This is a genomic window from Candidatus Binataceae bacterium, assembly GCA_035508495.1.
In the GTDB taxonomy this organism is placed as follows: domain Bacteria; phylum Desulfobacterota; class Binatia; order Binatales; family Binataceae; genus JASHPB01.
The window spans coordinates 60,619-86,040 of the sequence record DATJMX010000013.1; the positions used below are offsets into that span (position 1 = coordinate 60,619).

Consider the following 25,422-nt stretch of genomic DNA (forward strand, 5'->3'; position numbering starts at 1 on the left):
GTTCGGTTGGTTCAACCCCGCACGCCCCAATTTGTGAAATACGCGATTAATGAAAATCATGCGAGGGCGGAATTGTTCCGGGCAAATGAATTTCCGCGAAGCGGCGCGCGCGAATCGCGGTGACGCCGTCGACCTGTTGCAGCACACCCTCGGCGAGCAGGATTCCGGCGCTGCGTAGCAGCAGGCGATGCTTCTGAAACAGGTCGGGCGTGACGATCAGATTTGCGATGCCGGTTTCATCTTCAAGCGTGATGAACAGGAAGCCCTTCGCGGTGCCGGGGCGCTGGCGCACGATAACGACGCCGGCGGTTTTGACCCACGACTCGTGGCGCGCATGGGGGAGCTCCTCGGCGCTCAGCACGCCGCGCACTTTCAGCTTGGCGCGTAGATAGGTCATCAGATGTGGCCCGGCGGTGACGCCGGTTGCGGCGTAGTCGGCGAGCGTTTCGTCGAGCGGTCCCATCGCGGGGAGATTGGACTGCGCCGGTTGGGGGCGTGCGCGCGCGAGCAGGCTTTGCGGATCGCGCTCGAGCGCCGCGGCGTTCCACAGCGCATTGCGGCGCGTGCCGCCGAAGGCGGCAAACGCGCCGGCGTATGCGAGGGCGTCCAGCTCGCGGCGGTTGAGGCCGACGCGAGCCGAAAAGTCGGCAATCGAATCGAAGGCGCGCGTATCGCGCGCCGCTTCGATTCGACTGCCGACTTCCTCGCGCAGGCCCGCGACGTAACGCAGGCCGAGCCGCAGCGCGTGGCGCTGCGGCCCGGCCTGCGGCGGTGCGGCTTGATGCTCTCCCGCAGGGAGAGCATCGGATGGCGTCGCGGCGAGCGCAGCTCGCCGTGACCCGGGCGCGCCTGCGGCGCGTCCGGCAGTGCCTCCCCCTGACCAGGGAGAGGCCGGCGCGCGCAGCGCGCGCGCCGGCTGAGGGTTGACTGCGGGTTGTGGAACAGCACCTGTGCGTGGAGGTTCGGATGCATCACCTCTCCCTCGCCCTCTCCTAGGATAAGGAGAGGGGGCAGACGGAGAAGGAGAGGGAGCAGAATCAGACGGCGAGGGGACGCACTCTACCGTGCATCTCCAGTTGGACTTCGTCACATCAACCGGCAGAATCGACGCGCCGTGGCGCTCGGCGTCTTTCACCAGCGTCGAGGGATGATAGAAGCCCATCGGATAGCAGTTCAGCATCGCGGCGAAAAACGCCGCCGGATGATGATACTTCAGGTACGCCGACGCGTATGCGATCAGCGCGAAGCTCGCCGCGTGCGATTCCGGGAAACCATAGAGCGCGAACGACGTGATCGATCGCACGATATCGTCGGCGACCGTGCCGCTCATGCCCTTGCGCGCCATTCCGGCGCGCAGCCGCTCCTCGATTTTTTCCATCCGCTCGACGGAGCGCTTGAAGCCCATCGCGCGACGCAGCTCCTCGGCCTCGCCGCCGCTGAAACCCGCCGCAGTCATCGCGATTCGTAGCAACTGTTCCTGGAAAAGCGGGACGCCCAGCGTGCGGCGCAGGATCGGTTCGAGCGAAGGATGCGCATACTCAACGGGTGCGCGTTTGTTGCGGCGATCCAGATACGGATGCACCATCTTGCCGACGATCGGCCCCGGACGAATGATCGCGACTTCGACGACCAGGTCGTAGAACTTCTCCGGCTTCATCCGCGGCAGCGTCGCCATCTGCGCGCGACTCTCAATCTGGAAAACTCCGACAGTGTCGGCGCGCCGCATCATCGCATACACATCGGGATCGTCCGGCGGCAGATGCGCGAGATCGATCTCGACGCCCTCGTGCTCGCGAATAATTGGAATCGCCTCTTCGAGCGCCGCCAGCATCCCAAGTCCGAGCAGATCGATCTTTATAATCCCGAGGTCGGCGCAATCGTCCTTGTCCCATTGCACGACGACGCGCCCCGGCATCGAGGCCGGCTCGAGCGGAACGATCTCGTCGAGCGGCTGCGCCGCGATCACCATGCCGCCGCTATGCTGCCCGAGATGGCGCGGCAGGCTCTGGATACGCCGCACCAGATCGACGAGCTGCAGGATTCGCGGCGCTTCGGCATCGACGCCGCCGCGCTTCAAGAGAGGCACGAGGTCGTCGTGACGATCGCGGAACTCGTAAACCTGGTTGAGCTTGGCGAGGCGATCGACCTGCTCGGGCGCGAAGCCCAGCACCTTGCCGATCTCGCGCACGGCGCTGCGCGTGCGATACGTGATCACGTTCGCGGTCATCGCGGCGCCGCGCTCGCCGTAGCGGCGATATACGTATTGGATTGCCTGCTCGCGCTGCTCGCCGCTCGGCAGGTCGAGATCGATATCGGGCCACTCGCCGCGTTCCTCCGACAGGAAGCGCTCGAACAGGAGTTCCATCTTGACCGCATCGACGGCCGTGATCGCGAGCGCATAGCAGACCGCGCTGTTGGCGGCCGAGCCGCGGCCCTGCACCATGATTCGGTTTTCACGGCAGAACTGGACGATGTCCCAGACGATGAGGAAGTAGCCGGCGAGCTTGAGGCGTGCGATGACTTCGAGTTCATGCTCGAGCTGGCGGCGCGTGCGATCGTCGAGCGCGTTGCCCCAGCGGTCGCGCGCGCCCGCGTATGTGAGTACTCGCAGATAGCTGTCGGGCGTTTCTCCCGGCGGCAGCGGGTAGTCGGGAAAGCGATAGCCCATGTCGGTGAGCCTGAAGGCGCATCGCTCGGCGATCGCGCGCGTAGCGGCGACAGCCTTGGGCAAATCGCGGAACAGCTCGGTCATTTCGACGCGCGATTTCAGGTGGCGCTGGTTGTTGACCCATAGTGAACGTCCGGCTTCCTCGAGCGTCGTGCCGAGCCGGATACAGGTAAGAGCGTCGAGCAGCTCGCGATCGGCGCCGCCGTGGCATACGTCGTTGGTGGCCGTGATCGGAAGCTTCGCTGCCGCGGCGAGCGCCGCGAGACGGCGATTCAGCCGCTCCTCGGCCGCATCGAGATGCCGCTGCAGGTCGACGTAGAGATTCCCTTTGCCGAAGATCGCGCCGAGCCGATCGGCCATCGGCAGCGGATCGGCGCCCCGCACGAGCATCCGCGCGAGCGGGCTCATCGCGCCGCCAGCGAGGCAGATGAGGCCCGGGCCGAAGCGCTCCAGCTCGTCGAGCGTGATGCGGCTTTCGCCCTTGGCGGGATAGACGGGCGGCTTGCCGCTGCCCTCGTTGAGGACGCGGAGCTTGGAGTTGGTAATCATCCGGCAGAGGTTGCGATAGCGCTCGCGGTCGGGAACGAGGACGTAGAGGCGCGAGTTGTCATCGAGGGTCAGCTCGGCGCCGACGATCGCGTGGATACCGGCACTTTTGGCGCCCTGGAAAAAACGCGGCTGCCCGTACATACCATCGCGATCGCCGAGTGCGAGGGCGGGATAGCCGAGCTCGGCGGCGCGCGCGGCGAGATCCTCGGGCGTGGTCGCGCCTTCGAGGAAGCTGAAGGAGCTGCGCGTGCGCAGTTCGATATAGTCGGACGACGGCACGATTATTCAGTTCGCATGTGATGTTTCACGTGAAACATTGATAATTCAGGGATGAACTATTCATCCTTGTTTGAATCGACGAAGTATGTATTCGAGTGAGATTTCATATTGCTATTGCTCATGACCGCTCCCGGCTTTTGATTCCCTCTCCCTGACCGGGAGGGTTTTTTCGGAGTGGATGCTTCGTGATAACTAGTCATTAGTCATATATTCCGTCGACGAACCATTGTTCAGTTTTTATGTCGCGATAGACGCGATATACGCCGCCGTCTTCTAGGGCGAATTCGTAGTACTCGCGGATGTAGCCGCGTGGTGTTTCTCTCATGTCGCGCGCCGATTCTGTCCCTCTCCCTGACCAGGGAGAGGGCGGCGCTGACGCAGTCTGCGCCGGGTGAGGGTTGGCTGAAAATTTTGATGGAAGTGGGGCGGCCGACGTGGGACCTCTCCCTTGCCCTCTCCTAGGGTAAGGAGAGGGGACAGACGGAGAAGGAGAGGGTTCAGATAACGAAGGAGAGGGATCTGAAAGAGTAGAGCTGCGGTGCGATCCATTCTGGGTGTGCTCGGCGGCGAGAGATTTCAGATTTTCGGCGGAGACGTCTCTGGGATGCTTCCACATCATGCGGCCGCCGTGTGGGGATTCGGTTTTGCGCAGCTCGTTGGACGTGGGCGAGGCCGGATTCAAATTTAATGCGATCGGAGGCGCGGCGGATTGGTAGCAGGTTCCGGGCGCGGGCGTTGAAACTGCTACGTTCCATTGCTTGCCGGGGTAGCTTGGCAGAGCGTCGTTGACTTCGCCGCGGCGGCGGATCGCGTTCCACAGTTTCTTGTCCGATAATTCTTCTTGCTCGATTTGCGCGGGCGGGTCGCTGAGCGCGCCGCGCCACCATTCGCCGTCGCGCCGCCATGGCCCCGCGATCGACACGATACGCGCGCCGAGGTTGTCGCCGCGCACGAATTCCGGGATGCCACGCGAGGACATCACTTCGATCTCGCGCGCGGGCCGAATCGCGCGAATCACGAGCTGCGTGACGTTTTTCGCATTGCCATTTTCTGAAACTGGGGATGCGGGCGGCGGCGTGAAGCTGGCGATTCGCATTGCCTCGGGGCGATGCGAATTTTCGCTGGCGAGCGTGCCGACGTTGTCCGGACCGCATAGCGCGGCCAGGCGTGCGAGTGTGGTTTCGAGGCGATCGGGAGCGGGAGCAGGCGGCAGGAACATGTCGGCCTGGGCGGGCCGCGGCGCGCGCGGCGTGATCTCCAGTCGAATCGATTCGACCGCGGCCTCCGGCGCCGCCGCCTCGAGGCTCAGGTTGATCAGCGTCAGCATCGCGCGCGCGTCGGTCGTCGCGGCGGCCATCGGCACGTTGCGGCTGAAGGTGCGATGACCCTCGAGGCCGAGCGCAATAAGAATGTCGCCCGCGGCGAGGCCGCGCACTTCGAGCCGCTCGGCCAGCCGCTCGAGCATCGCGCGCATCACGAATGCGAGCGGCTCGAGATTGTCGATACCGTATTCGAGATCGAGCGCCTCGGTGAAAACTTCGGCGCGCCCGCGCGGCACGAGTGGCGAGGCCGCCGCGCCGCGCGCGAGCCGAATCAGCTCGACGCCTTCGCGCCCGAGCCGCGTGCCTATAGCGTCGGGATCGAGCCGCGCCAGCTCGCCGAGACGGCGGATACCCCAACGCGCGAGGGTGGTTTCGAGATCGTCGCCGCGCGCGGTGCGGCCAAGGCCGAGCATGTCCAGCGGCATCCAGTCGAGAAACTCGCGCTCGCGGCCCGCTTCGATGACGCGGACGCCGCCGCCGCGCGCCGCCAGATGCGCGAGCGACTTGTCGGCGGCAATTCCTACCGCGGGTTCCATTCCCATACGATGCACCCGCCGCAGGATTTCAGCCGCGATTTCATTTTCATCGGCATAGATTCGAGTGAGGCCGCTGAGGTCGACCCAGACGCATCCATTGTCATTGCGGCCCGGCTCGACCGCGGGCGAAACCGATTCGGCGGCGTCGGCGAGCGCGGCATGCGCGGAGCTTTCGGCGGCGGGCGAGCGGAGCGCGACGAGCAAATCGGAAGAAACGGCGCGCGCCTGCGCGATCGTCATCGCGGGGCGAATCCCGAGCTTGCGCGCACGCGATGAAACCGCGGCGAGCTCGCCATGCGGCGCGAGCGTGGTTGAGATCGCGAGCACCGCGTCGGCATAGGCGGGATTCGCGCGCATGAGTGCCGCGATCGAAAAATCGGGAACGAGGATGCATGCGATACGGGCCATGGTGAATCCTCGTCAACTCGATCGTCGGAGATTCGAAGTTGATGCGGCCCTGGGGGCGACAATTGGCGTGAGCGGGTCGGCGGCGATCGGATCGACGAGCGCGTCGAGGCGTGTGCGGCGGCCCATCGCGCCCATCTTGTTGCGCGCGACGGTGGCCTCGATCGATAGACCCTCGAAGGTCGCGGGCGAGGCGGGAGTCAGGCGGCTGAAGCGGATTCCGGCGCGGCCCGCGGCGAGGCTGAGCGCGGCGAACGTCCCGCACATCCTGTATGCGGCGAGGGCGATCACGGCGGCGCCGCTGCGCTCGGCGGCGCGCGCGAGTCTAAGCGCAGGCGATTGCGGGAGTGGGCGCGTATCCTCGCCGAAGTCGATTATGACCAGGCCGAAGCCGCCCGCGGCGAGGATCATTTCGGCGGCTTTGAGGATCGCGGAGTTGCGCCGCGACGGCATCGTGCCTGGGAGGCGGGAGGAGGGCGTATTTTTGAACGAGGCCCAGAGTAGGCGTTTCAGCTCGACGCCCGCCGCCATCATGCTGTCGGGATCGAACGCGCCGGACGCATCAAGCCACGCGGCGACCTCGCCACGGCTGGTAGATGAAGCGGCGAAGGCGGCGGCCAGCGAGGTTTTGCCGGAGCCAGGCGCGCCGATGACCTCGCTGATACGGCCGCGCGGAATCCCGCCCTCGAGAAGTGCGTCGAGCGGGGCGAGCCCCGAGATTAGACGGCGATCCTTGCGGGTAAGCTCATGCCCGTGGAAGACGCCAGAAAATTCAAGTGTTCGTTGAGGATTGCCGGAATCTGCCGATTGCTGCGGGAGTGCGAGGTCAAGAGAGCGGATATCCAACGCGCTAGCGATCGCGGCAGCCATGGACCTATATTCGCTTTTTTTTCGCTATTGGTCAAAGGGGAACTAAGGTGGGGGATGTCAAGTAATACTTTAAATATCGGCTAATTTCATGTGTGGCTGTGTTCACAATCCGTCATCGTGAGCGACGCTCACCATGACGAAGGTCGCTTTGGCGTGAAGGCAATGAGCTTGATATGAAACCAGTGCTAACATCCTGAAAGAATAGACTGCGAACCGCCAAAGTTGCGGCGTGGTTTTCTGGTTTCCCTTCCCGTGCTGGAGGAAGTTGCAGGCGCGGGCGTTCAGAGTCTTTGACGGGGTAATCTGTTGAACTGGCTGAAGCAACAGCAGTGGCATTGTGGAAGGCTTCGAGGCGCTGCACCCTCACCCGGCTGGCGAGCAGCTTAGACACAGACATCTCAAGCTGCTCGCCAGCCGACCTCTCCCGCTTTTGCGGGCGAGGTTATTCGGCGAGGCTTGCTCGGCTGGGCGAACTGTTCGATCTTGCGGATGATCTTTCGAGAAGGGTTTTCTCTAATAGTCAATTCAGAAAATGAGTAAGGCGCAGACGGAAATTCTTGAACTGAGTTATAGTGCGCGGCCTTTGCGATATGGCGTGCTTGCGCTGATTGGCCTTGGCGGGGTTGCGTTTGGGATCTACATGATCGTTGTCGGGTTTGGGACGGCGTGGTCGATGGTATTTATGGGGGTCCTGTTCACGATCGTTTTTGCGGTGATGGTGTTTGTCGCCGCGACGATCCTGACTCGGGGCGGCGGAGGGCTGAGGCTTGAGCGCAACGGGTTTACGATTCGGTCGCCGTTCCGGTCGGCGTTTTTTCGCTGGCGCGATATCGTGCGCTTCCGCGTGATGCGGACGACCGACCTGAGGCATTCTGTAGTGTTTGATTTTCATTCCTCGTACCAGGGGCAGAGGATGCTTCGCGGGCCGGGGCGGCGGCTGGGTTATGAGGGTATCATTCCTGATAACTATGGGCGTACGGCCGATGAACTGGCGGAGTTGCTCAATGAATGGCGTGAGCGGGGATCGTAGGAGGCAGAAAGATTAACCACTAAGGCATTAAGGTAAGACATAAAGGCACTAAGAGGGACGCCGCGGCCGCGTCCCTTAAGAATTTTCTCCTTTGTGGCTTCGTGCCTTTGTGGTGATACTTTTGATCTGCTGCGGCTTAGACTTCGCGATCTATTTGATCATCGATCAGAGCTGCCAGGCCGTCGCGGTATTGCGAGGGCTTCAGGCTTGAGATCAGGCCTCTTGCGATTGCGACTTGTTCGCTGGCCAGGCGGCGGGCTTCGGCGATTATTGCGGGGTCGCGGAGGATTGCGAGGGCGCGGTCGAAGGCGGCGCCCTCCATCTGGGTGCCGCTGTGGATCATCTGGCGCAGGTTGGGGTTTTTGGCGGCGGCCAATACTACTGGCAGCGAGGGGATTCCTTCGCGCAGGTCGGAGCCTACGGGCTTGCCGATTTTTTCTTCGGGGCCGAGCACATCGAGGAGGTCGTCGACCATCTGGAAGGCGAGGCCCATCGTGAGGCCCAGCCGCGTCATCGCTTCGATCGTTTTTGGCGGAACGCCCGCGAGGTCGGAGGCGACTTTGCCGCCGGCGCGGAAGAGCGAGGCGGTCTTGCGCGTGATGACCTTGATGTAATCGTCGTAGGCGGGCGCCGCGTTGTGACGCATCCGGCCTTCCATAACTTCGCCTTCGGTCAGCTCGATGCAGGCCTCGGCTGCCGTGCGAATCATGTGCTCCTTGAAGCGCGAGCACAGCTCGAAGGCGCGGCAGAAGAGGTAGTCGCCGGCGATCAGCGAGGGGCCGAAGCCGTAGCGCGCGAATGCTGACGGCTTGCCACGCCGGAGCATCCCGCCGTCAACAATATCGTCGTGCAGGAGGGTCGCCGAATGAATCAGCTCGAGCGCGATTCCCGCGTCGATCGCGAAATCGACGCCCTCGTCGGTGCCGCCGCATGCGCGATAGACCAGCAGCATGAAAGTCGGACGCAGGCGCTTGCCGCCCGCATCGACGAGGTAATGGCAAATCTCCGAGATGATCGATTCGTTGGAATCGAGCAACTTTCCAAGGCGCTTTTCTGTGGTGGCGAGATCGTCCTGCACCAGGCGCGCGGGAATGATCGCGTCGCTGGCGCAGCTCTCTGAAAGTTCTGTCGCTTTGGCTCGTTTCACTGGATACAGGTTAGCGGAATAAATCGGCCTCTGCCGGGCGAATCAGGACCTTGGCGCTGCCTTCGGCGGGCTCGTAATTGTAGCCGCGCACGATGACGACGGGAACGGCGGCGGCCTTTTCCATCAGCAGGCCGGCGGCGCAGGAGATTTCGTCGGCGATGGCGACGACGGTGTGATGAAGCTCGCGGCCGCCGAGGTCGGTCTTGCCGCGCAGATCGAGCATCGCATTCATGCCTGCGACACCGAGGCAGATTTCGGTGAGGCCGTCTCGCCACGGGCGGCCGAAGGTGTCGGTGATTACGACGGCGAGATCGACGCCGTAGCGTTTGCGCAGCGCCTCGCGGAGCTTGGCGGCCGAGAGATCGGGATCGACGGGCAGCAGGATCGCGGTTTCATCTTCGAGGCTGTTGGATTCATCGACGCCGGCGTTGGCGCAGACCCATCCGGGTCCGGTCTCGACGATTATCACGCCGCGATCGTTGCGCACGATCCGGCTGGTCTGCCGCAGCACCAGCTCGACGGCGCGCGGATCTTTCTCCCAGCGCTGGGCGAGGTTCTTCGCGAACTCGGAAGGCTCGATGTCCTTGAGATAGACAGTGCGGCCTTCGGCCTTCGAAACGACCTTCTGACAGCATACGACGATATCGCCGGCTTCGGGTTTGATACCGGTCGAATCGATTCCCGTGGCGATGAGCGCGGCGAGATCGTCGCCGGCCTTGACCATCGGGATTCCTTCGACCGCGGTGATTGTGATCGATCTCATCAGAGGCAAGCCTACTATACCGAAAGAGCGGTAAGAACAACGTCGGCGAGGCGCGCGGCGTGCTCGGGCGTGGACATGATGGTGTTGGTGACGACGGGGCGCATCGCGAGCGCTTCGATTTTCGGCGCGAGCGCGCGATCGGCTTCATCGAGCACGAACACGCCCACGATATCGCGATAGAGCCGTGCGACGCCCAGGGCGGACACTTCCATTCCGAGTCCGCGGAGCATCTTGTCGGCGGGACCCTTTACCGTCTTCCCGCCGATGATCGGGCTGATCGCGGCGACGCGCGCGCGATTTTTCTTGAGCGTATCGCGGAGGCCGCGCAGGCCGAAGATCGGACCGAGCGAGACGAACGGATTCGACGGCGCCAGAATGATCGCCGACGAGGATCGCAGCGCATCGAGCACTGGCGGGGCAGGGCGCGCCTTGTCGATTCCGCGCAGCTCGATTTTCTCGACGTGACCGCGGGCTCTGCCGCGCACGAAATATTCCTGGAACGGGATCGCATCGCGGCCGCGCAGCTTCACGAAGGTGCGCACGCGATCGTCGCTCATCGGCAGGATCGTCGATTTGATCTTGAACGCGCGCGCGATCTCGCTGGTGATCGCGCTGAGCTTCGCGCCCACGCGCATCCGCTGTGTGCGATACAGATGCGTCGCCAAATCGCGATCGCCAAGGCCGAACCACGGCTTGCCGTAGAAGCGCCCGAGCGCGTCGAGGGCGTTGAACGATTCGCCCTCGAGGCCCCATCCCTGGGCGCGACTCACCACGCCCGCAAGCGTGTACGTGACCGTATCGATATCCGGCGAGACGTGGAGTCCGTAGAACTCCTCGTCGTCGCCGGTGTTTACGATAACGGTCAGTCGCGCGGGGTCGATGCGCTTAACGAGTCCGCGAAGGAACTTAGCTGCACCCACTCCCCCCGCCAGCGTGGTTATCCGCCGCGAGAGGAGCAGCCGGGATGGGCCGCGCGCCATTGGGAGCCTTTCTGCCGTAAAGCTTCTTGTAAGTTGTGGAGCGCTCGACGGCGACGCGTCCCATGTCGCGCGCCTTGTCTTCGATGAGGTCGACGGGCACGAACTCGCCGGACTCGCCGCCGGCCTGGGCCGTGATGCTCTCCTCCATCAGCGTGCCGCTGAAGTCGTTGCATCCGGCTTTTAGCGTCAGCGCGGCAAGATCAACACCGAGTTTAACCCATGAAGTCTGGATGTTCTTGATATAGCCGCGCAGGAAGAGCCGCGCGAACGCGTACATCTGGAAGTCGAGCGTGCCGCTGTCGGGAGGATTTACCATCCCCTTGCGGAACATCACGGTGTTCTGATGGATGAAGCGCAGCGGCACGAACTCGGTGAAGCCGCCGGTCTGCTTCTGGATCGTGCGCAGCAGGTTCAGATGATTGACGACCTGGCGCGGCGCCTCGATATGCCCGTACATGATTGTCGAGGTGGTAGGCACGCCGAGCGAATGCGCGGTCGTGATGATCTCGACCCACGCCGCGACATCGACCTTCTTGTGGCTCAGGATTTCGCGCACGCTATCGTCGAGGATTTCGGCCGCAGTGCCGGGAATCGAGCCGAGGCCATGCTCGCGCAGCATCGCGATGTATTCGGGATAGTCCATTCGCACGCGTCGCGCGCCGAACATGATCTCCATGGGAGAGAAGGCGTGCACGTGGATAGCGGGGAAGGCGCGCTTAATTACGTCGAGCAGGTCGCGATATTTGAAGTCGGGCATCTCGGGGTTGATCCCGCCCTGCATGCATACTTCGGTGGCGCCGCGCGCGACGGCGTCGGCGACCTTGCTGACGATCTTATCGTCGCTGTGATCGTAGGCGTCGGATTCCCAGCGCTGGCGCTTGAAGCCGCAGAACTGGCATCCGACGAAACAGATATTGGTGAAGTTGATGTTGCGATTGACGACGTAGGTGACTTCGTTGCCGACGTCCTCGGCCCGCGCGATATCGGCGCACTTGACAACGGCGCGCAGGTCGTCTCCGGTCGAGGTGTAGAGCATCAAGCCCTCTTCGGGCGTGAGCTCCTCGCGCGCAAGGCTCCGCTCGAGCGCGGCGCGCACCGGGGCCGACGATTTCGCGAGCAGCGCCGTGACGGGCGTCGCCTCGATCTCGTCGACGTAGTTTCTCCAGTACTCCAGATTCATGATTGGCCTCCGACGGTTCGAGCCCATATCGCGCGCACATTGGTCGCGACCGCCGGGTCGAGCCACTCATCATTGATGTACTCGGGATAGATTGCCAGCCGCTCGCGCAATTCGAAACCGACGCGAGCGCATGCTTCGCCGAGGCGCTCGATATGCGGCCACGGCGCTTCGGGATTCACGTAGTCCTTCGACAGCGGCGAGATACCGCCCCAGTCGTTGATACCGGCCTCGAGGAAAAGCTCGATCTGGCGGGGCGAGAGATTTGGCGGCGCCTGCACGTTCATCTTCGCACCGAGCACGAGGCGCGAGGTCGCGAGCGCGCGCGCCATCTCAAAAGCGTCGGGCTCGGGCGCATCGGCCATCGCGATTTCAGGCTTGGCGCGGAAGTTCTGGATGATCACTTCTTGGATATGGCCGTGGCGCTCGTTGAGCTCTCGAATCGCGACGATACTCTGCGCGCGCTCGGCGACAGTCTCGCCGATTCCGAGCAGGATCCCGGTCGTGAACGGGATCTTCAGTGCGCCGGCCTCGTCGATCATCTTGATACGCAGCGCGGGATCCTTGTCGGGCGCCGCCTGATGGACTCCGCCGCTCGCGCGCAGGCGCGGCGACACGCTCTCGAGCATCAGGCCCATGCTGGCGTTGAGCGGCCGCAGCATCTGCATCTCGTCCGGCGTCATCAGGCCGGCGTTGGTGTGAGGCAGCAATCCTTCTTCGAGTGCGATCTCGCAGGCACGGCCGACGTATTCGATCGTCGTGCGCACGCCCAGCGACTTGAGCGTCTCGCGATATTCCTTGAATGCGACCTCGGGCTTGTCGCCCAGGCACATGAGCGCTTCCTTGCATCCGAGCTCGGCGCCACGCCGCGACCATTCGGCGATCTCGTCGGGCATCATCGTCCACGCGCCGGGGTCGCCGGGGTCTTTGCGGAAGGTGCAGTAGGTGCATCGATCGCGGCAGAGATTGGTGATGGGCAGGAAGACCTTGCGCGAGTAGGTGACGACGCGGCCTTTCTCGCGATCGCGCAGCTCACCGGCGGCGGCGAGAACGGCAGGCAAATCGGCGTCGGAGCACTGGATTAGCGCGATGGCATCGGCTTCGGAGAGGCGATCGGCAGCGAGCGCGCGATCGAGAATCGCGCGAATAGCTCGCGACGGCTGTGCGTCGGCAGGGGAAGCGATATGGGCGGACGCCATCGATCGCCTTATAAGCCAACGGATCAGAGGAGGCAACTAAGTTGCAAAATGGAACCGACGCGGGTGCTCGGCGGAATCCGAAAAGCCCTCTCCGTTATTTCACTGGAGAGGAACGCCTTGTGCGCGGAATCGCGCGCAAGGCAGGTGAGCGTGCGGAATCATCGCGATACTGGAGCACTCGCAGTCACTGTTCGTCGGATGTTTCGACAGCTCAGAACCCTCACCTGCGTGACGCGCGAGGGTCGCGCGTCACGCACCCGCTCCCGTGAAATAACGGGCGGGGATTCAGAGAGTCACTGCTCAAGCTGTTCCTGGCGGAACGTCTCGACGCTGAGCTCAAAGAATTATAGCGCGTGCACCCTTCGAGCTCGCCGGCGAGCTTTTATGGATGGGCGGCTCGTCCGACGGCGGATCAATGTCGGGGCGCGGCCGATGCACAGGCGGATCTGGCGGCTCGATTGGATTGTGCGGACTGGCAGGGTTCGCCGGATTCTGGGGCAGCTCAGGTTCCTGCGGATGGTGCCTGTGAGTTTTCTCGTTGGGCATAGTGATTGGGGACCAGCAATCGCCATGCCGCGAGCAATGTCAGAGTTTACCAGTGTTTCTCGCTGCGCGGATGCGATCGGAACTGGGTACTTTTCGCCGCCTCGCATTTCAGTGCTTTCCAGCAGCAATCCAGCGAGGAGATCTAGGCTCGCGGGAAGAAGTCGTCTGAGGTTAATTGCTCGATGCGCCAGGGGCAGTCTTTCGGGAATTTGTCGATCGCTCGACCGGTCTCGTTGGCTGCATAGCGACGGGCGCGGCGATATGCCTCTTTGAGCGATTCGTCGAGCGTGCGCTTGAGGCTCGGCGAGTCGTTCAGGATGTCTTCGATTCCCGCGCGCGCCAGCAGGATTGATTGCCTCCAGCTTCTACCGCGGCGGCCGAGATCCTGCATCTGGTGCCACTTAAGCAGATGCGCGAGCAGGATCGCGAAATGGCTGCGGAGCTTTCGCCGATCTTTCTTGCTCGTGGACTCGAGTTCATCGGCTACGTTCTCCCAATCGAGGAACGCCGGGCGATGACGGCGTAGCGGCGCCGCCTGAGCATCGAGCCATTGGCAAAAGTCGGCGTCGATATCTACATCAGGTCGCAGCGGTGCACCGCTCGCGGATCGCGAGACGGAGGAGCGTCCACTCTGAGCTAATCGACTCATATCAACCAGTCAAACGGTTAAACTGACTTTAGCGCGCTTCCGTCCGTGCCGCCGACTTTCGCGTCAGCCGATGATCTTGTTGAGCGGGTACTCGACGATTCCTACGGCGCCGGCTTCGAGGAGCTTGGGGAATAGTTCGCGGGCGGTGTGCTCGGCGATTATGGTTTCGACGGCGACCCATTCTTTGCCCTTGAGATGGGGCGAGGGGTAGAGCTGGGAGATTGTTGGTGCGGTGAGCGACGGCAGTTGCGCGATCACCTTGTCGAGGTTCTCGCGCGCGACGTTCAGCTTCAGGCCGACGCGGCTTTCGGCGTCGAGGGCGCCGCGCAGCAGGACGCCGATCTGACGAATCTTCGATTGCTTCCATTCGTCGGCCCACGCGGTCGGATTCGCTACCAGCACTGGCGTCGAGGTCAGCAGCTCTTCGACGATTCTCAGGCCGTTGGCGCGCAGCGAGGAGCCGGTCTCTGTCACTTCGATAGCGGCGTCAACCATCCCTTCGGCTACCTTCGCCTCGGTAGCGCCCCAGGAGAACTCGACATCGACGTTGATCTTGCGCTCGGCGAAAACGCGGCGCGTGAAGGCGACCATCTCGGTCGAGACGCGCTTGCCCTCGAGATCTTCGAGCCGCGTCACAGGCGAGTTGTTCGGCACGCACAGGACCCACCTGGTTGGTTGCAGCGAGACCTTCGAATAGATGAAGCTCTGCACCTCGACGAGTTTAACGTCGTTTTCGACGATCCAGTCGCTGCCTGTTATACCGGCGTCCAGGTCGCCGTCGGCGATATAGCGCGGCATCTCCTGGGGCCGCAGGATGCGGCAGCTCAGGCTCGGATCATCGACGCTCGGGATGTAGGAGCGGGAGCCGACGTTGATGCGCCATCCTGACTTGCGCATGAGGTCGAGCGTCTGCTGCTCGAGGCTGCCCTTGGGGATGCCGAATTTCAGGACCTGTCCGTTTTCACTTGCCGCCATCAGAGTCTCTCCGCCTTGCTACGATTAATTCGCGATCACTCGGCCGCTTTCTTGGCCGGATGATGCCCGTAGCCGGGGCCGTACTTGGCGGGATCGACCAGGCGCTCATCGACGATCTTCCAGTCGTCGTCGCTGAGCTTGCGAAAGAAATCTGACAGGTAGCCGACGTGGCATGCGGCGCCGTCGCCGTTCTGATCGACGATTAGAAGGACCGTATCCTCGTCGCAATCGATGCGGATTTCGCGCACGGTCTGGAAATTTCCGGATTCCTCGCCCTTGCGCCAGAGCCGGTTACGCGAGCGCGAGAAGTAGCAGGCACGGCCCGTGCGTACCGTTTCCTCGAAGGCCTCGCGGTTCATGTAGGCGAGCATCAGCACGCGGTGGCTCGCGTAATCCTGCGTTATCACCGGGATTACGCCGCCGCTTTTCGTCCAATCGATTGCCGATGCCGCCTGATTTGCCATGACTTCTGTAAATCCGCCCTGAATATCCGTGCGAATCAAGGAGTATCAGCCAAAGGTTGGAGCGATTCAATGCTCCTGTCGACTGCACGGCGTTAAGACTTGCCACCTCGCGATCATTCCAAAGTCGTACAATAAGCTGTAGTATGCGGCTCGCTATGACCCAAGGCTTGGGGACTAATGGGGAAGTGTCTGCTGCGGCGGATCTCGACCCTCTGCCGTCCAAGATAAAAAATCCTGTGACCAAAATCGCGCGCCGCGCCGTCGCCGTGTGCACCGCGATTGCGATCATCTTTACATTGTCGGCCTGCCGCCTCGGACGCGATTCCGTTCTTCGCGATCGCAACGTCGAGCCCTTCAACTACGATATCGCCCTCGGCGCCCATCAGTTCCATATCGAAGGATACCTGACGCGCAGTGCTGACCCGGGACGGCTGCCGACGCTGCTCGTGCTCAACGGCAGCGGGGAGCGGATGGACCAGTGCGTCGGGATGAGCGAGCGCGTGTCGACGATGGGTATCCACGTCGCATGCGTAAATATCCCGGGTTACGGCAAGTCGTCGGGGCCGGGTCGCTTTGCGGGGCCGCAATCGGTCGAGGCCGCGCGGCGGGCGTTCGATATGCTCTCCAAGCGTGACGACGTCGATCCGAATCGCATTGGCGTATGGGGCCTTGGCAACGGTGCCGTCGCCGCGGGTCTCCTGATGGATTCGGACACGCGGCCGCGCGCGATGATCCTGCAATCAGGCGCGTATGACATGGTCCAGTTCTGGCCCGAGGCGCCGCTGCGCACCAAGCTTTCGATCCTGCGCGAGGTATGGCCGAGCAAAAAGGCGCTGCGCCGCCGTGACGTTATCGAGAACATGCCGGAGCGGATGGACGTGAGCGTGCTGATCATGCACGGCCAGAGCGATCGCCGGATTCCGGTGAAGCAGGCCGCGCGCCTGGCCGACGCGCTCCGCGCTCGCGGCGCCAAGGTCTGGACGTATTACTACCCGACCGCGTCCGACGATCTCGGCAAGCGGGTCGAGCCCGAGTTGCGCAACTTCCTGCGCGAAAACCTGCTCGAGCAGGGCGCATCGACCGAAGCCGCCTCCTGATTGTTTAATTTCTCTCTGCGAACGATCGCCTTTTATAGCCTCTCCCCCGATTGCTACCATGGCGGCAATCCGCAACGGGAGAGGCTCTTCAAAATCCCCAAGAGTTCAGAGCTTCGTACTGCTGAAGCGGGATTCAGCGCAGCTCTTTGAGCGCCTCGACTACTTGATCGGTATGCCCGTTCACCTTGACCTTCGGAAATGCCTTGCGGACGACGCCCGACTTGTCGATTACGAACGTGGTGCGCTCGATGCCCATGAACTGCCGCCCATAGAGCGACTTCATCTTGTAAACGCCGTAGGCCTTGGCGACCGTCAGATCGGTATCCGCCAGCAGCGGGAAGTTCAGCGCATATTTGTCGGTGAACTTCTGATGCGAGGCCTCGGAGTCGCCGCTGATGCCGACGACCTCCGCGCCGAGCTTGCGAATCGCGCCAATATTATCGCGGAAGCTGCACGCCTCAGTCGTGCATCCGGGCGTCATGTCCTTGGGATAGAAATAGAGGACGACATTTCCCTTGGCGATGAGGTCCGAGAGCTTGACGCGATTGCCCTGGCGATCGGCGAGCATGAATGAAGGCGCCTTGCGTCCTTCGAGGCTCGAGGCACCCGCTACGGTTGCCTTCTTCGCCTTCGAGGTGTCCGCCGCAGTCTTCTTGATCGCGAGGGGTTTCGTCAGGGGCTTTGCTTGCTTGCTGGTCTTTTTCGAGGTTGGCATCTGAGTCCTCATATTCGCGTCGTTGGTTCCTGGCAATCGAAAGCGGGCGCTCGCGGCGAAAAAACCGATCGTTCAAGAGATTTTTCGGACCCTAGTTGACGAACTATCCGGTTGGCTCTAGACTTGCGCCGAACCTCAGTTCGTTGCGCCTTCATGGCAGTATATACCGAGCTCAGCAAACCGTTTCTCAAGGAGCTGGCAGATGACTACGGCTTAGGCCGCGTCGGCTCCGCAAGCGGAATCACCGAAGGCTCGGTCAACTCCAACTATTTGCTCGAAACCGCCAAGGGCAAATTCCTGCTCCGCATCGACGAGGTCAAGAGCGAGAACGAGCTGAAGCGCGAAATCGATCTGCTGTCGTTCCTGCGCAAGCATAGCTTTCCCTGCCCGCATCCGATGCAGGATCGGATGGGGCGCTTCTATCGCAATTACAACAACAAGTGCGTCTCGCTCTTCAAATACCAGGAAGGGCGGTTGATCGTTGCCGAAAAGCTCAAGCCCACTCAGCTCGAGACCATCGGCCACGCGCTCGGCGATCTGCACGTCATCGGCAAGGCGTATAAGAAGGGTATCGACAACCGCTTCAGCTTCGAGCGAATCGCGGATCTCTATCTGACCGTCCGCACCAAGCTGCCGAATTATTTTCGCAAGATCTGCCGCACGCTCGACGACGAAATCGAGTACCTGACGCGCTACCTCGAGGGCAAACTGCCAAAGGGCGTGATTCACGGCGATATTTTCGCCGACAATCTGCTGTTTCGCGGCGAGAAATTGACGGCGGTCCTCGACTTCGAGGCGGCCTGCCGCGGCAAGTTCATCTTCGATATCGCGACTGCGGTCAACGCGCTGTGCTTCGTTAATGGCGAGTACTCGCTCGATCGCTTCCGTTTTCTGCTCACCGGCTACGAGTCGGTGCGCACGCTATCGCTTGCCGAATGGGACGCATTTCCCAACGAGCTCAGGTTCTCTTCGCTGCGCTTCACGATCACGCGCCTGCACGATTTCTTCCTCCAGCAGGGCGGCGAGAATGTTCAGCGCGCCAACAAGGACTTCCGCGAGTTCTTCGATCGCCTGCGCGTTCTACGCCGCGAGCGCGAGGGTGGGATGGAACCCCTTCTCATGGCGATGGCGACCGGGTACGACTACCGTAAGTATCAGAAGGTAAAGGCGAGCGAGCGCCGCCAGGCCTGATCGCCAGCATCGCCGACCGGCTGCCTCATCCCGAAATGCGGGACACCACGTGGCCTCACTTGCCGAAAGTCTGAACTCCCGCGCTCCGGTTCTTTGGATCGAAGTCTCGCCGCCGCGCGGCAGCAACGCCGAGCCTTTGCTAAAGCACCTCGCCGAAGTTGTCGGGCACGTTGACGCGATCAATCTCACTGACAATTCGCTCGGAAAGGTGAAGATGTCGGGGCTGGTCTTCGGCTCGATTATCAAGGCGCGTCTCGGGATCCCGGTCGTGCTTAACATGTCGTGCCGCGATCGCAACCGCTTCGCGCTGAAATCGGATCTCCTGGGCGGCGCCGCGCTTGGAATCGACGCGGTCGTTGCGTTGACCGGCGACAAGATCCCGCCCGGGGCCGACGGGACAGTGGCGGTGAGCCATGATATCGACTCCTTCGGCTTGCTCAGGATGATCGCCGATTTGAATCGCGGCGACACTGGCGAGGGCAAAGCGCTTTTGAAATCCCCGCCATCGATCTTCGCCGGATCGGTCGCGAATCCGAATCGCAAAAATATCCAGCGCGAGTTCGAGCTGCTCGAGCGGCGCGCCACAGCCGGTGCAAAGTTCATCATCACGCAGCCGATCTTCGATCTCGAAACGGCGCGGAGTTTCCTCGCGCGCGCCAATGATCACAAGCTCAAGACCGTGCTCGGGATCCTGCCGATCAAGCGCGAAGCGATGGCGGCCTACATGAAGGTCAATGTGAAAGACCTTTCGAGCGCGAGCGGGCATCTCGATCGCTACGCGGGCAAGTCCGAAGAAGAGGTGCGCGCCGATTCTCTCGCATCCAATTTAGCGCTAATGACTTCATTGGCAGGCGAGGTTGCTGGCTTCAATATTATGAGCGGCGGAGGGCCGTCGCTCGCTATCGAACTCGCGCTCAAGTTCAACGCCTGGCGCAAGGAGAACTTCAAATGAACCGGGTCGCCACCAATGGCCACGCGAAGCCATCTGCCAGTGCGTCGCGCGAAAAGCTCGAGCGGGAAAAAGTCGAAGAGGCGGTGCGCACGATCCTGCGCTTCATGGGCGAGGATCCCGATCGCGAAGGCCTCGAGCGCACACCGCAGCGCGTCACCAAGGCGTTCGAGTATTTCTCCGCCGGCTATCGCAAGGATCCCAAGGAAGCGATCAACGGCGCGCTCTTCACCGAGGAAGACTACCAGGAGATGATCCTGTGCAAGGACCTCGACTTCTACTCGCTCTGCGAGCATCACCTGCTGCCGTTCATGGGCAAGGCGCACGTCGCCTACCTGCCGAATCGCAAGATCGTCGGGTTGTCCAAGCTCGCGCGGATGGTCGAGATCTTCGCCCGCCGCCTCCAGGTGCAGGAGCGGATGACGACGCAGATCGCGCGTACTTTGATGGATGAGATCGATCCGCTGGGCGTTGCCGTGGTGCTCGAGGCCGAGCACATGTGCATGCGGATGCGCGGCGTCGAGAAGCAGAATTCCTTTGTCACGACCTCGGCGATGCTCGGCGTGTTCCGTACCAATGTCGAGACCCGTCACGAGTTCATCAACCTGTTGCGGCAAGGTCATCGCTAGAGTTCACTGACTGTCGATGCCTGCCGCGAGCGAAAAACAACTCGATGCTCTAGGGCGCTATGCGCTGAAGCTCGTCAAACCGGGCCAGGTGCTGGGCCTCGGCACGGGCCGCGCCGCGAGCGCATTCATCAAGGCGCTCGGTGAGAGTGGGGTCAAGGTGCGGGGCGTGCCGACCTCGAATGGGAGCGCGGAGCTTGGACGCTCGGTCGGAATCGAGGTGGTGGAGCTGAGCGACGTCGCTCGCATCGATATCGATTTCGACGGCGCCGACGAAGTCGATTCGCGCCTCAACCTGATCAAGGGCTATGGCGGCGCGCTGGTGCGGGAAAAGATCGTAGTCGCCTCGTCGCGCCGCTTCGTGGTGCTCGTGGGTGAGGAGAAGGTCGTGCCGCGCCTCGGAACGCGCGGCAGCCTGCCGGTGGAGATCGTTCCGTTCGCGCTGCCTCTTGTCACGCGCGCAGTGAAATCGCTCGGTCTGAAAGCGCTGCTGCGCGAGAAAGATGGTCAGACGTTCCGGACCGATAACGGCAATTTTATTTTAGATTGCAAACTGAAGCCGATCGCGAATGCCGCCAAGCTCGACCGCGACCTGCTCGCGATCCCAGGGGTGGTCGGCACAGGAATCTTCATCGGCATGTCCGACATAGTGCTAATCGCCAACGCCGACGGCACCATCAAAACCCTCCGCCCCAAAAGTTGATATCTGCCGCATCGAATTCCGAAATAACCTCGCCCGCAAAGCGGGAGAGGTCGGCTGGCGAGCAGCTTGAGATGTCTGAGTTCAAGCTGCTTGCCGGCCGGGTGAGGGTGCCGCGGCGTGAGCGCGCCAGAATGTGCGCAGCGAGAATTGGTGCGAGCTTCGAGCGCTGCACCCTCACCCGCGCCTCACGGTACTTGCGAAAAAGAATCGCAAGCGCGGCGCCGCGCGACCTCTCCCGCCGTGCGGGCGAGGTTATTTCGAAGAGCGCTCCGCAGATTTGAGATGGCGACGAGGCCGAACACTCCGCCGCATGCCGATCTTGGAAAGATCTATCGCGCCGCTATTGATGCGGTCGAGCCGGGAGCATTGATCGCGAAGGCGCTGGCCAGCGACGAAATCGACTCGATGCTCGCCGGATCACCACGCATCTTTCTCCTCGCTATCGGCAAGGCTGCGCGCGCGATGGCTCTGCAAGCTGAGAAGAGCATCGGCGCGAAGCTTACCGGCGCAATCGCGGTTGTGCCCGAAGGATTAGCGACGCCGCAATCCGATTCGAGAGTGCGGTTCCTGGTTGGCGCGCATCCGCTGCCCGACGAGCGATCCGTCGCCGCTGCGGATGCCGCTCTTGCGATGCTGTCACAAGCTCAGCCCGACGATCTCGTGATCGTCGCGCTGAGCGGCGGTGCCTCCGCGATGTTCGTGAAGCCGGTCACTGATGTTCCCCTTGCCGACAAGATCGCGACGACAAAGTTCCTGCTGCGCGCCGGCGCGAACATCCGCGAGCTGAATCTCGTGCGCAAGCATCTGTCGCAGGTGAAGGGCGGCGGGCTCGTGCGGGCAATCAACGGTGCGCGAGTGCTCACATTGATTCTGTCGGATGTTCCGGGCAACGATCTCGCCACGATTGGCTCGGGCGTTACCGCGGCTGACCCCACGACGTTCGCCGATGCGATCGCAGTGCTCAAGCGTCGCACTATATGGGGCCGCACGCCCGAATCCGTTCGCGATCCTCTCGAACGCGGAGTCGCGGGCGAGATCGCCGAGACGGTCAAGAGCGGCGATCCGATCATGTCGCGCGTGACTAACATGATCATAGGCGACAACTCGACCGCGCTCGATGCCGCCGAAGTCGCCGCGCGCGATCTCGGCCATACCGTGATGCGTGCTCCCGCGCTCTCCGGCGAAGCTGCGGATCTCGCGCGCACGCTGGCACACTATTTACGCTCGATTCGCGACAAGAATGTCTGCGTGTTATCGGGAGGCGAGCCTGTAGTCACCGTGCGCGGTTCGGGCCGCGGCGGACGCGCGCAGCATCTGGCGCTCGCGCTTGCGATTGAGCTCGCCGGCAATGCGAATATCGCAGCGCTATGCGCCGGCACCGACGGTATCGATGGGCCGACCGACGCCGCTGGAGCTTACGTGTTCCCCGACACTCTCGGGCGCGCCGAAGCGCTCTCGCTGAGCGCCCCCGATGCGCTTCGTCGTGCGGACGCATACACTTTCTTCAAACAACTCGGCGACTCGCTCGTCACCGGTCCGACTGGAACTAACGTCACCGACGTGTTTATCGGGCTCGTGAATCAGAGCTAGCGCCGGAAACGGGAGTGCAGTGCGGAGCAACGGAAAGCGACCAGTAAAGTTGATTAAGGCGCGGCGCGCGGCCGCGGGCAGCCACCAGGTGACGCTGATCTCGGGCGACGGCGTGGGACCCGAAGTGATCGGCGCAGCGGTCGAAGTGATTGCGGCGACCGGGATTAAAATCGACTGGGATCGGCAGGCCGCCGGCGCCAACGCCTTCCGCCGCTTCGGCAATCCCGTGCCGGAAGACTTGCTGCAATCGATGTTGCGGACGCGAGTCGCGCTCAAGGGTCCGCTCGAAACGCGTGTCGCCGAGGGCTTTCGCTCGATCAACGTGCTGCTGCGCAAAACCTTCGACCTCTACGCGAACCTGCGCCCGACGATCAGCTTCGCCGGTATCCCGTCGCCGTTCCGTAACGTGAACCTGACTGTGGTGCGCGAAAATACCGAGGATCTCTACGCCGGTATCGAGCACGAAGTTGCGCCGGGCGTTGTCGAGAGCATCAAGATCATCACCGCCAAGGCCTCGACCCGAATCGCGAAGTTCGCTTTCGATTACGCGCGCCGCACCGGCCGCAAATCGCTCACCGCGATTCACAAAGCCAACATCATGAAGCTGTCCGACGGCCTGTTTCTGAAATGCGCGCGCGCCGTCGCGAAGCAGTATCCCGAGATCAAGTACACCGAGCAGATTGTCGATGCGGCCTGCATGCGGCTCGTGACAGCGCCGGCCGCGTTTGACGTATTGCTGCTGGAAAATCTCTACGGCGATATCGTCTCGGATCTATGTGCGGGGCTAGTCGGCGGACTCGGCCTCGTGCCGGGTGCGAACTACGGCGACAAGGGTGCGATCTTCGAGGCCGTCCACGGCACCGCTAACGACATCGCCGGCAAGAACATCGCAAACCCGGTCGCCGCGATCCTCTCAAGCGCGATGTTGCTCGACTATCTCGGCCATCCGCGCGAAGGCGATAAAATCCGCGCCTCGGTAAGTGCCGTCCTCCGCGCCGGCCGCACCCTGACGCGCGATTTAGGCGGCAAAGCCAGCACCAGCGAAATGGCCGCCGCCGTAGTACGGGCGCTCGCGCGGAGTTGAGCGCCTCAGGTCATCGTTCGTCGTTCGCGTCCATGCCCGTTGCGCACGATCAAAATTGGGAGGCGCGCGCGGCGGCCTCGGGACTTCGTTTAGCTAGAAATGTGCGTAATCTCTCCAGATCGAAGAGCGCTTTAGGCAACCATCTCAGTCCCTTGCGCGCGGCCGTGGCCGTTCACGATCGGTTCCCCAGGTTTTCAACCAGGCTTCAACTGTTGCGTGAGGGATCGTCTCGCCGGTTTCGAGGTATTGCTCCCGACGTTCGAGCGTGTCCCTCATGACGCGCTCGTTTTCTTCCTCTTCGGTGAGGTAGCGCTCGATCGCTTCTTTCATCAGCCACTGCTGAGACCGATTTTGGCCTGGGCCAAGGCTTTGAGTCGCGATCGAGCACGGCTGTCGAGCTTGATACCAGTCGTGGGAGATGAGGCCTTGCGTGGCACAGATAATTGGTTGCACTCATTGCAACCATTTTGAAGTCGCGCTTCGACCCTTTCGTGCGGGGGGCGGCTTCGCTATTTAATTGCCATGAATCAGGCTTACGTTGCGGGGGACATGTTGGACAGCGTTCCTCCGGGCCAGACGCTTACTGACAAGCGAACATCATTGAGCGGAAGATTCGTCGTGTAGCGTGGCGTCAGGGTTAAATCGCGAGCGCAGTCTCGAGCGGTTCCGCGACCAAGAATTCGATCTCGCCGTAATCGGCGGCGGAATCAACGGCGCCGCCATCGCGCGCGACGCTGCGATGCGCGGGCTCAAGGTTGCGCTGATAGAGCGCGGCGACTTCGCCGGCGCAACGTCCTCGCGATCGTCGAAGCTGATTCATGGCGGCTTCCGCTACTTGCCGCAGGGCCAGCTTCGCCTTGTTTTTCACGCATTGCGCGAGCGCGAACGGCTGCGGCGTCGTACTGCGCCTCATCTCGTCAAGCCGATTCGCTTCCTCTTTCCCGTCTATCGCGGGCGCGGCTTCGGCCGCTTCACGATGGCGATGGGACTTTTCCTCTACGATTTCTTCGCGCGGACTCCGCGCGGCGAGCGTCATGAAAGTCTCGGTGCGGCGCGCGTGCGCGAATACGAGCCAACACTCAGCCGCAGCGGATTGAAGGGCGGGGCGCTCTACTACGATGCGTGGGCGGAAGACTCGCGGGTCACGTTCGAGAATGTTCTCGACGCGAGCCTGCATGGCGCGGCGATCGCGAATTACACCGCCGTCGAGGGATTCGCCAGGCGCGACGGATTCCTCGCCAGTGCGAGTGTGAGCGACCTGCGCGGCGGCGCGGCCTGCGAGCTGCGCGCGCGACATTTTGTCAATGCTGCCGGACCCTGGGTCGATCATATACGGCGCATGGACGATCCCGCGGCGAATCCCAGTATCCGCACGACCAAGGGCGTCCATCTCGTGTTCCAGCGCGCAATGATCCCGGTGCGCGAGTCGCTGGTGCTGGGCGATTCGAACGGGCGCATCGTCTTCGTCATGCCGCACGATCGCTACGTGCTGGTCGGAACGACCGACACCGATTATACCGGCGATCCGGCCGCGGTCGCGGCCGAGCCCGGCGACATCACCTACCTACTCGGCGTGCTCGGCGAGAGCCTGCCCGGGATCAAGCTCACGGCTGACGACGTCGTCGCGAGCTTTGCCGGTCTGCGCGCGCTGGTGGTTGCGGAAGGCAAGGGCGCGCCGTCATCGGTGCCGCGCGAGGAGGAGATTCTGCGCAGCGCCGCGGGATTGTTCTCGGTTGCCGGAGGTAAGCTGACGACGCATCGCGAGATCGCCGAGAAAGTCGTGAACGCTGTGATGCGCGAAATGGGGCGCGCAATCAAACCCTCTCCCACCCGCGATACTCCTCTGCCAGGCGCGCGCAAACTCGATCGCAGCGAGACAGGCGATGCGCTCGCCAAGCTGCCGCGCGA

General features: G+C 62.5%; 22 protein-coding genes. 9 read left to right on the forward strand and 13 right to left on the reverse strand.

Annotated elements, in window-relative coordinates; translation table 11 throughout:
• Window positions 1-46 precede the first annotated feature (46 nt).
• The 3 genes from VMA09_04210 to VMA09_04220 all read right to left on the reverse strand — a co-directional run bounded on the left by VMA09_04210 (window position 47) and on the right by VMA09_04220 (window position 6,629).
• Complete coding sequence (locus tag VMA09_04210) at window positions 47-3,496, reverse strand: error-prone DNA polymerase (protein ID HUA32782.1); 3,450 nt, start codon at window positions 3,494-3,496, stop codon at window positions 47-49.
• A 199-nt stretch (window positions 3,497-3,695) separates the two neighbouring features.
• A complete protein-coding gene (locus tag VMA09_04215; GenBank protein HUA32783.1) occupies window positions 3,696-5,762 on the reverse strand; it encodes a DNA polymerase Y family protein in 2,067 nt (688 codons plus the stop codon).
• A gap of 12 nt (window positions 5,763-5,774) precedes the next feature.
• The gene (locus VMA09_04220) at window positions 5,775-6,629 is read right to left on the reverse strand and encodes an ATPase domain-containing protein (protein ID HUA32784.1); all 855 of its coding nucleotides are present in this window, start codon (window positions 6,627-6,629) and stop codon (window positions 5,775-5,777) included.
• 532 nt (window positions 6,630-7,161) lie between these two features.
• On the opposite strand from VMA09_04220, the gene VMA09_04225 reads away from it, so the two are divergent.
• Complete coding sequence (locus VMA09_04225) at window positions 7,162-7,659, forward strand: hypothetical protein (protein HUA32785.1); 498 nt, start codon at window positions 7,162-7,164, stop codon at window positions 7,657-7,659.
• Between the two features lie 136 nt (window positions 7,660-7,795).
• Here VMA09_04225 and VMA09_04230 read toward each other — a convergent pair whose 3' ends face one another.
• The 8 genes from VMA09_04230 to hisI form a co-directional block, all read right to left on the reverse strand.
• Entirely contained in the window at window positions 7,796-8,806 is a 1,011-nt protein-coding gene (locus VMA09_04230; protein HUA32786.1) for a polyprenyl synthetase family protein, read from the reverse strand.
• A 10-nt stretch (window positions 8,807-8,816) separates the two neighbouring features.
• Window positions 8,817-9,569 carry a coenzyme F420-0:L-glutamate ligase gene (cofE, locus tag VMA09_04235; protein HUA32787.1) on the reverse strand — a complete coding sequence of 251 codons (753 nt, stop codon included), beginning with the start codon at window positions 9,567-9,569 and terminating at the stop codon, window positions 8,817-8,819.
• Between the two features lie 14 nt (window positions 9,570-9,583).
• Window positions 9,584-10,489: a 2-phospho-L-lactate transferase gene (cofD, locus tag VMA09_04240; GenBank protein ID HUA32788.1), complete on the reverse strand. Its 906-nt coding sequence runs from the start codon at window positions 10,487-10,489 to the stop codon at window positions 9,584-9,586.
• Window positions 10,476-11,729, reverse strand: a complete 1,254-nt coding sequence (gene cofH, locus VMA09_04245; GenBank protein ID HUA32789.1) for a 7,8-didemethyl-8-hydroxy-5-deazariboflavin synthase subunit CofH — start codon at window positions 11,727-11,729, stop codon at window positions 10,476-10,478. The genes cofD and cofH overlap by 14 nt, the downstream gene beginning before the upstream one ends.
• A complete protein-coding gene (gene cofG / locus VMA09_04250; GenBank protein ID HUA32790.1) occupies window positions 11,726-12,925 on the reverse strand; it encodes a 7,8-didemethyl-8-hydroxy-5-deazariboflavin synthase CofG in 1,200 nt (399 codons plus the stop codon). Before cofG ends, cofH begins: the two co-directional genes overlap by 4 nt.
• Window positions 12,926-13,613: 688 nt before the next feature.
• Window positions 13,614-14,120 (reverse strand): DUF29 domain-containing protein, encoded by a 507-nt coding sequence (locus VMA09_04255; GenBank protein HUA32791.1) that lies wholly within the window; start codon window positions 14,118-14,120, stop codon window positions 13,614-13,616.
• 63 nt (window positions 14,121-14,183) lie between these two features.
• Window positions 14,184-15,095, reverse strand: coding sequence for an ATP phosphoribosyltransferase (hisG, locus tag VMA09_04260; GenBank protein HUA32792.1), 912 nt, complete (start codon window positions 15,093-15,095; stop codon window positions 14,184-14,186).
• A gap of 35 nt (window positions 15,096-15,130) precedes the next feature.
• Entirely contained in the window at window positions 15,131-15,559 is a 429-nt protein-coding gene (gene hisI, locus VMA09_04265; GenBank protein ID HUA32793.1) for a phosphoribosyl-AMP cyclohydrolase, read from the reverse strand.
• Between the two features lie 236 nt (window positions 15,560-15,795).
• Between hisI and VMA09_04270 the strand changes: the two genes are divergently transcribed.
• Window positions 15,796-16,656, forward strand: coding sequence for a prolyl oligopeptidase family serine peptidase (locus tag VMA09_04270; protein ID HUA32794.1), 861 nt, complete (start codon window positions 15,796-15,798; stop codon window positions 16,654-16,656).
• Window positions 16,657-16,789: 133 nt separating this feature from the next.
• On the opposite strand, the gene bcp is transcribed toward VMA09_04270, so the two are convergent.
• A complete protein-coding gene (gene bcp / locus VMA09_04275; GenBank protein ID HUA32795.1) occupies window positions 16,790-17,371 on the reverse strand; it encodes a thioredoxin-dependent thiol peroxidase in 582 nt (193 codons plus the stop codon).
• Between the two features lie 153 nt (window positions 17,372-17,524).
• On the opposite strand from bcp, the gene VMA09_04280 reads away from it, so the two are divergent.
• The 6 genes from VMA09_04280 (at window position 17,525) to VMA09_04305 (ending at window position 23,514) form a co-directional block, all read left to right on the forward strand.
• Window positions 17,525-18,562, forward strand: coding sequence for a homoserine kinase (locus tag VMA09_04280; GenBank protein HUA32796.1), 1,038 nt, complete (start codon window positions 17,525-17,527; stop codon window positions 18,560-18,562).
• 49 nt (window positions 18,563-18,611) lie between these two features.
• On the forward strand, window positions 18,612-19,514 hold the full coding sequence (locus tag VMA09_04285) for a methylenetetrahydrofolate reductase (GenBank protein HUA32797.1): 903 nt from the start codon (window positions 18,612-18,614) through the stop codon (window positions 19,512-19,514).
• Window positions 19,511-20,140: a GTP cyclohydrolase I FolE gene (gene folE / locus VMA09_04290; protein ID HUA32798.1), complete on the forward strand. Its 630-nt coding sequence runs from the start codon at window positions 19,511-19,513 to the stop codon at window positions 20,138-20,140. Before VMA09_04285 ends, folE begins: the two co-directional genes overlap by 4 nt.
• A 16-nt stretch (window positions 20,141-20,156) precedes the next feature.
• The gene (gene rpiA / locus VMA09_04295; GenBank protein HUA32799.1) at window positions 20,157-20,840 is read left to right on the forward strand and encodes a ribose-5-phosphate isomerase RpiA; all 684 of its coding nucleotides are present in this window, start codon (window positions 20,157-20,159) and stop codon (window positions 20,838-20,840) included.
• Window positions 20,841-21,122: 282 nt separating this feature from the next.
• Window positions 21,123-22,430 (forward strand): DUF4147 domain-containing protein, encoded by a 1,308-nt coding sequence (locus tag VMA09_04300; GenBank protein HUA32800.1) that lies wholly within the window; start codon window positions 21,123-21,125, stop codon window positions 22,428-22,430.
• A gap of 49 nt (window positions 22,431-22,479) precedes the next feature.
• Window positions 22,480-23,514 carry an isocitrate/isopropylmalate family dehydrogenase gene (locus VMA09_04305; GenBank protein ID HUA32801.1) on the forward strand — a complete coding sequence of 345 codons (1,035 nt, stop codon included), beginning with the start codon at window positions 22,480-22,482 and terminating at the stop codon, window positions 23,512-23,514.
• A 144-nt stretch (window positions 23,515-23,658) separates the two neighbouring features.
• Here the strand turns inward: VMA09_04305 and VMA09_04310 are convergent, their stop codons facing one another.
• Window positions 23,659-23,844 carry a hypothetical protein gene (locus VMA09_04310; protein ID HUA32802.1) on the reverse strand — a complete coding sequence of 62 codons (186 nt, stop codon included), beginning with the start codon at window positions 23,842-23,844 and terminating at the stop codon, window positions 23,659-23,661.
• A 295-nt stretch (window positions 23,845-24,139) separates the two neighbouring features.
• On the opposite strand from VMA09_04310, the gene VMA09_04315 reads away from it, so the two are divergent.
• Window positions 24,140-25,422, forward strand: a 1,283-nt coding sequence (locus VMA09_04315) for a glycerol-3-phosphate dehydrogenase/oxidase (GenBank protein HUA32803.1), incomplete at its 3' end; no start/stop codon positions are given.

Coding starts and splice junctions, on each gene's coding strand:
- VMA09_04215 (HUA32783.1), bottom strand. CDS start 5,762: ATGGCCCGTATCGCATGCATCCTCGTTCCCGATTTTTCGATCGCGGCA.
- VMA09_04220 (HUA32784.1), bottom strand. CDS start 6,629: ATGGCTGCCGCGATCGCTAGCGCGTTGGATATCCGCTCTCTTGACCTC.
- VMA09_04225 (HUA32785.1), top strand. CDS start 7,162: ATGAGTAAGGCGCAGACGGAAATTCTTGAACTGAGTTATAGTGCGCGG.
- cofE (HUA32787.1), bottom strand. CDS start 9,569: ATGAGATCGATCACAATCACCGCGGTCGAAGGAATCCCGATGGTCAAG.
- cofH (HUA32789.1), bottom strand. CDS start 11,729: ATGAATCTGGAGTACTGGAGAAACTACGTCGACGAGATCGAGGCGACG.
- cofG (HUA32790.1), bottom strand. CDS start 12,925: ATGGCGTCCGCCCATATCGCTTCCCCTGCCGACGCACAGCCGTCGCGA.
- VMA09_04255 (HUA32791.1), bottom strand. CDS start 14,120: ATGAGTCGATTAGCTCAGAGTGGACGCTCCTCCGTCTCGCGATCCGCG.
- hisG (HUA32792.1), bottom strand. CDS start 15,095: ATGGCGGCAAGTGAAAACGGACAGGTCCTGAAATTCGGCATCCCCAAG.
- hisI (HUA32793.1), bottom strand. CDS start 15,559: ATGGCAAATCAGGCGGCATCGGCAATCGATTGGACGAAAAGCGGCGGC.
- bcp (HUA32795.1), bottom strand. CDS start 17,371: ATGCCAACCTCGAAAAAGACCAGCAAGCAAGCAAAGCCCCTGACGAAA.
- VMA09_04280 (HUA32796.1), top strand. CDS start 17,525: ATGGCAGTATATACCGAGCTCAGCAAACCGTTTCTCAAGGAGCTGGCA.
- folE (HUA32798.1), top strand. CDS start 19,511: ATGAACCGGGTCGCCACCAATGGCCACGCGAAGCCATCTGCCAGTGCG.
- rpiA (HUA32799.1), top strand. CDS start 20,157: ATGCCTGCCGCGAGCGAAAAACAACTCGATGCTCTAGGGCGCTATGCG.
- VMA09_04300 (HUA32800.1), top strand. CDS start 21,123: ATGGCGACGAGGCCGAACACTCCGCCGCATGCCGATCTTGGAAAGATC.
- VMA09_04310 (HUA32802.1), bottom strand. CDS start 23,844: ATGAAAGAAGCGATCGAGCGCTACCTCACCGAAGAGGAAGAAAACGAG.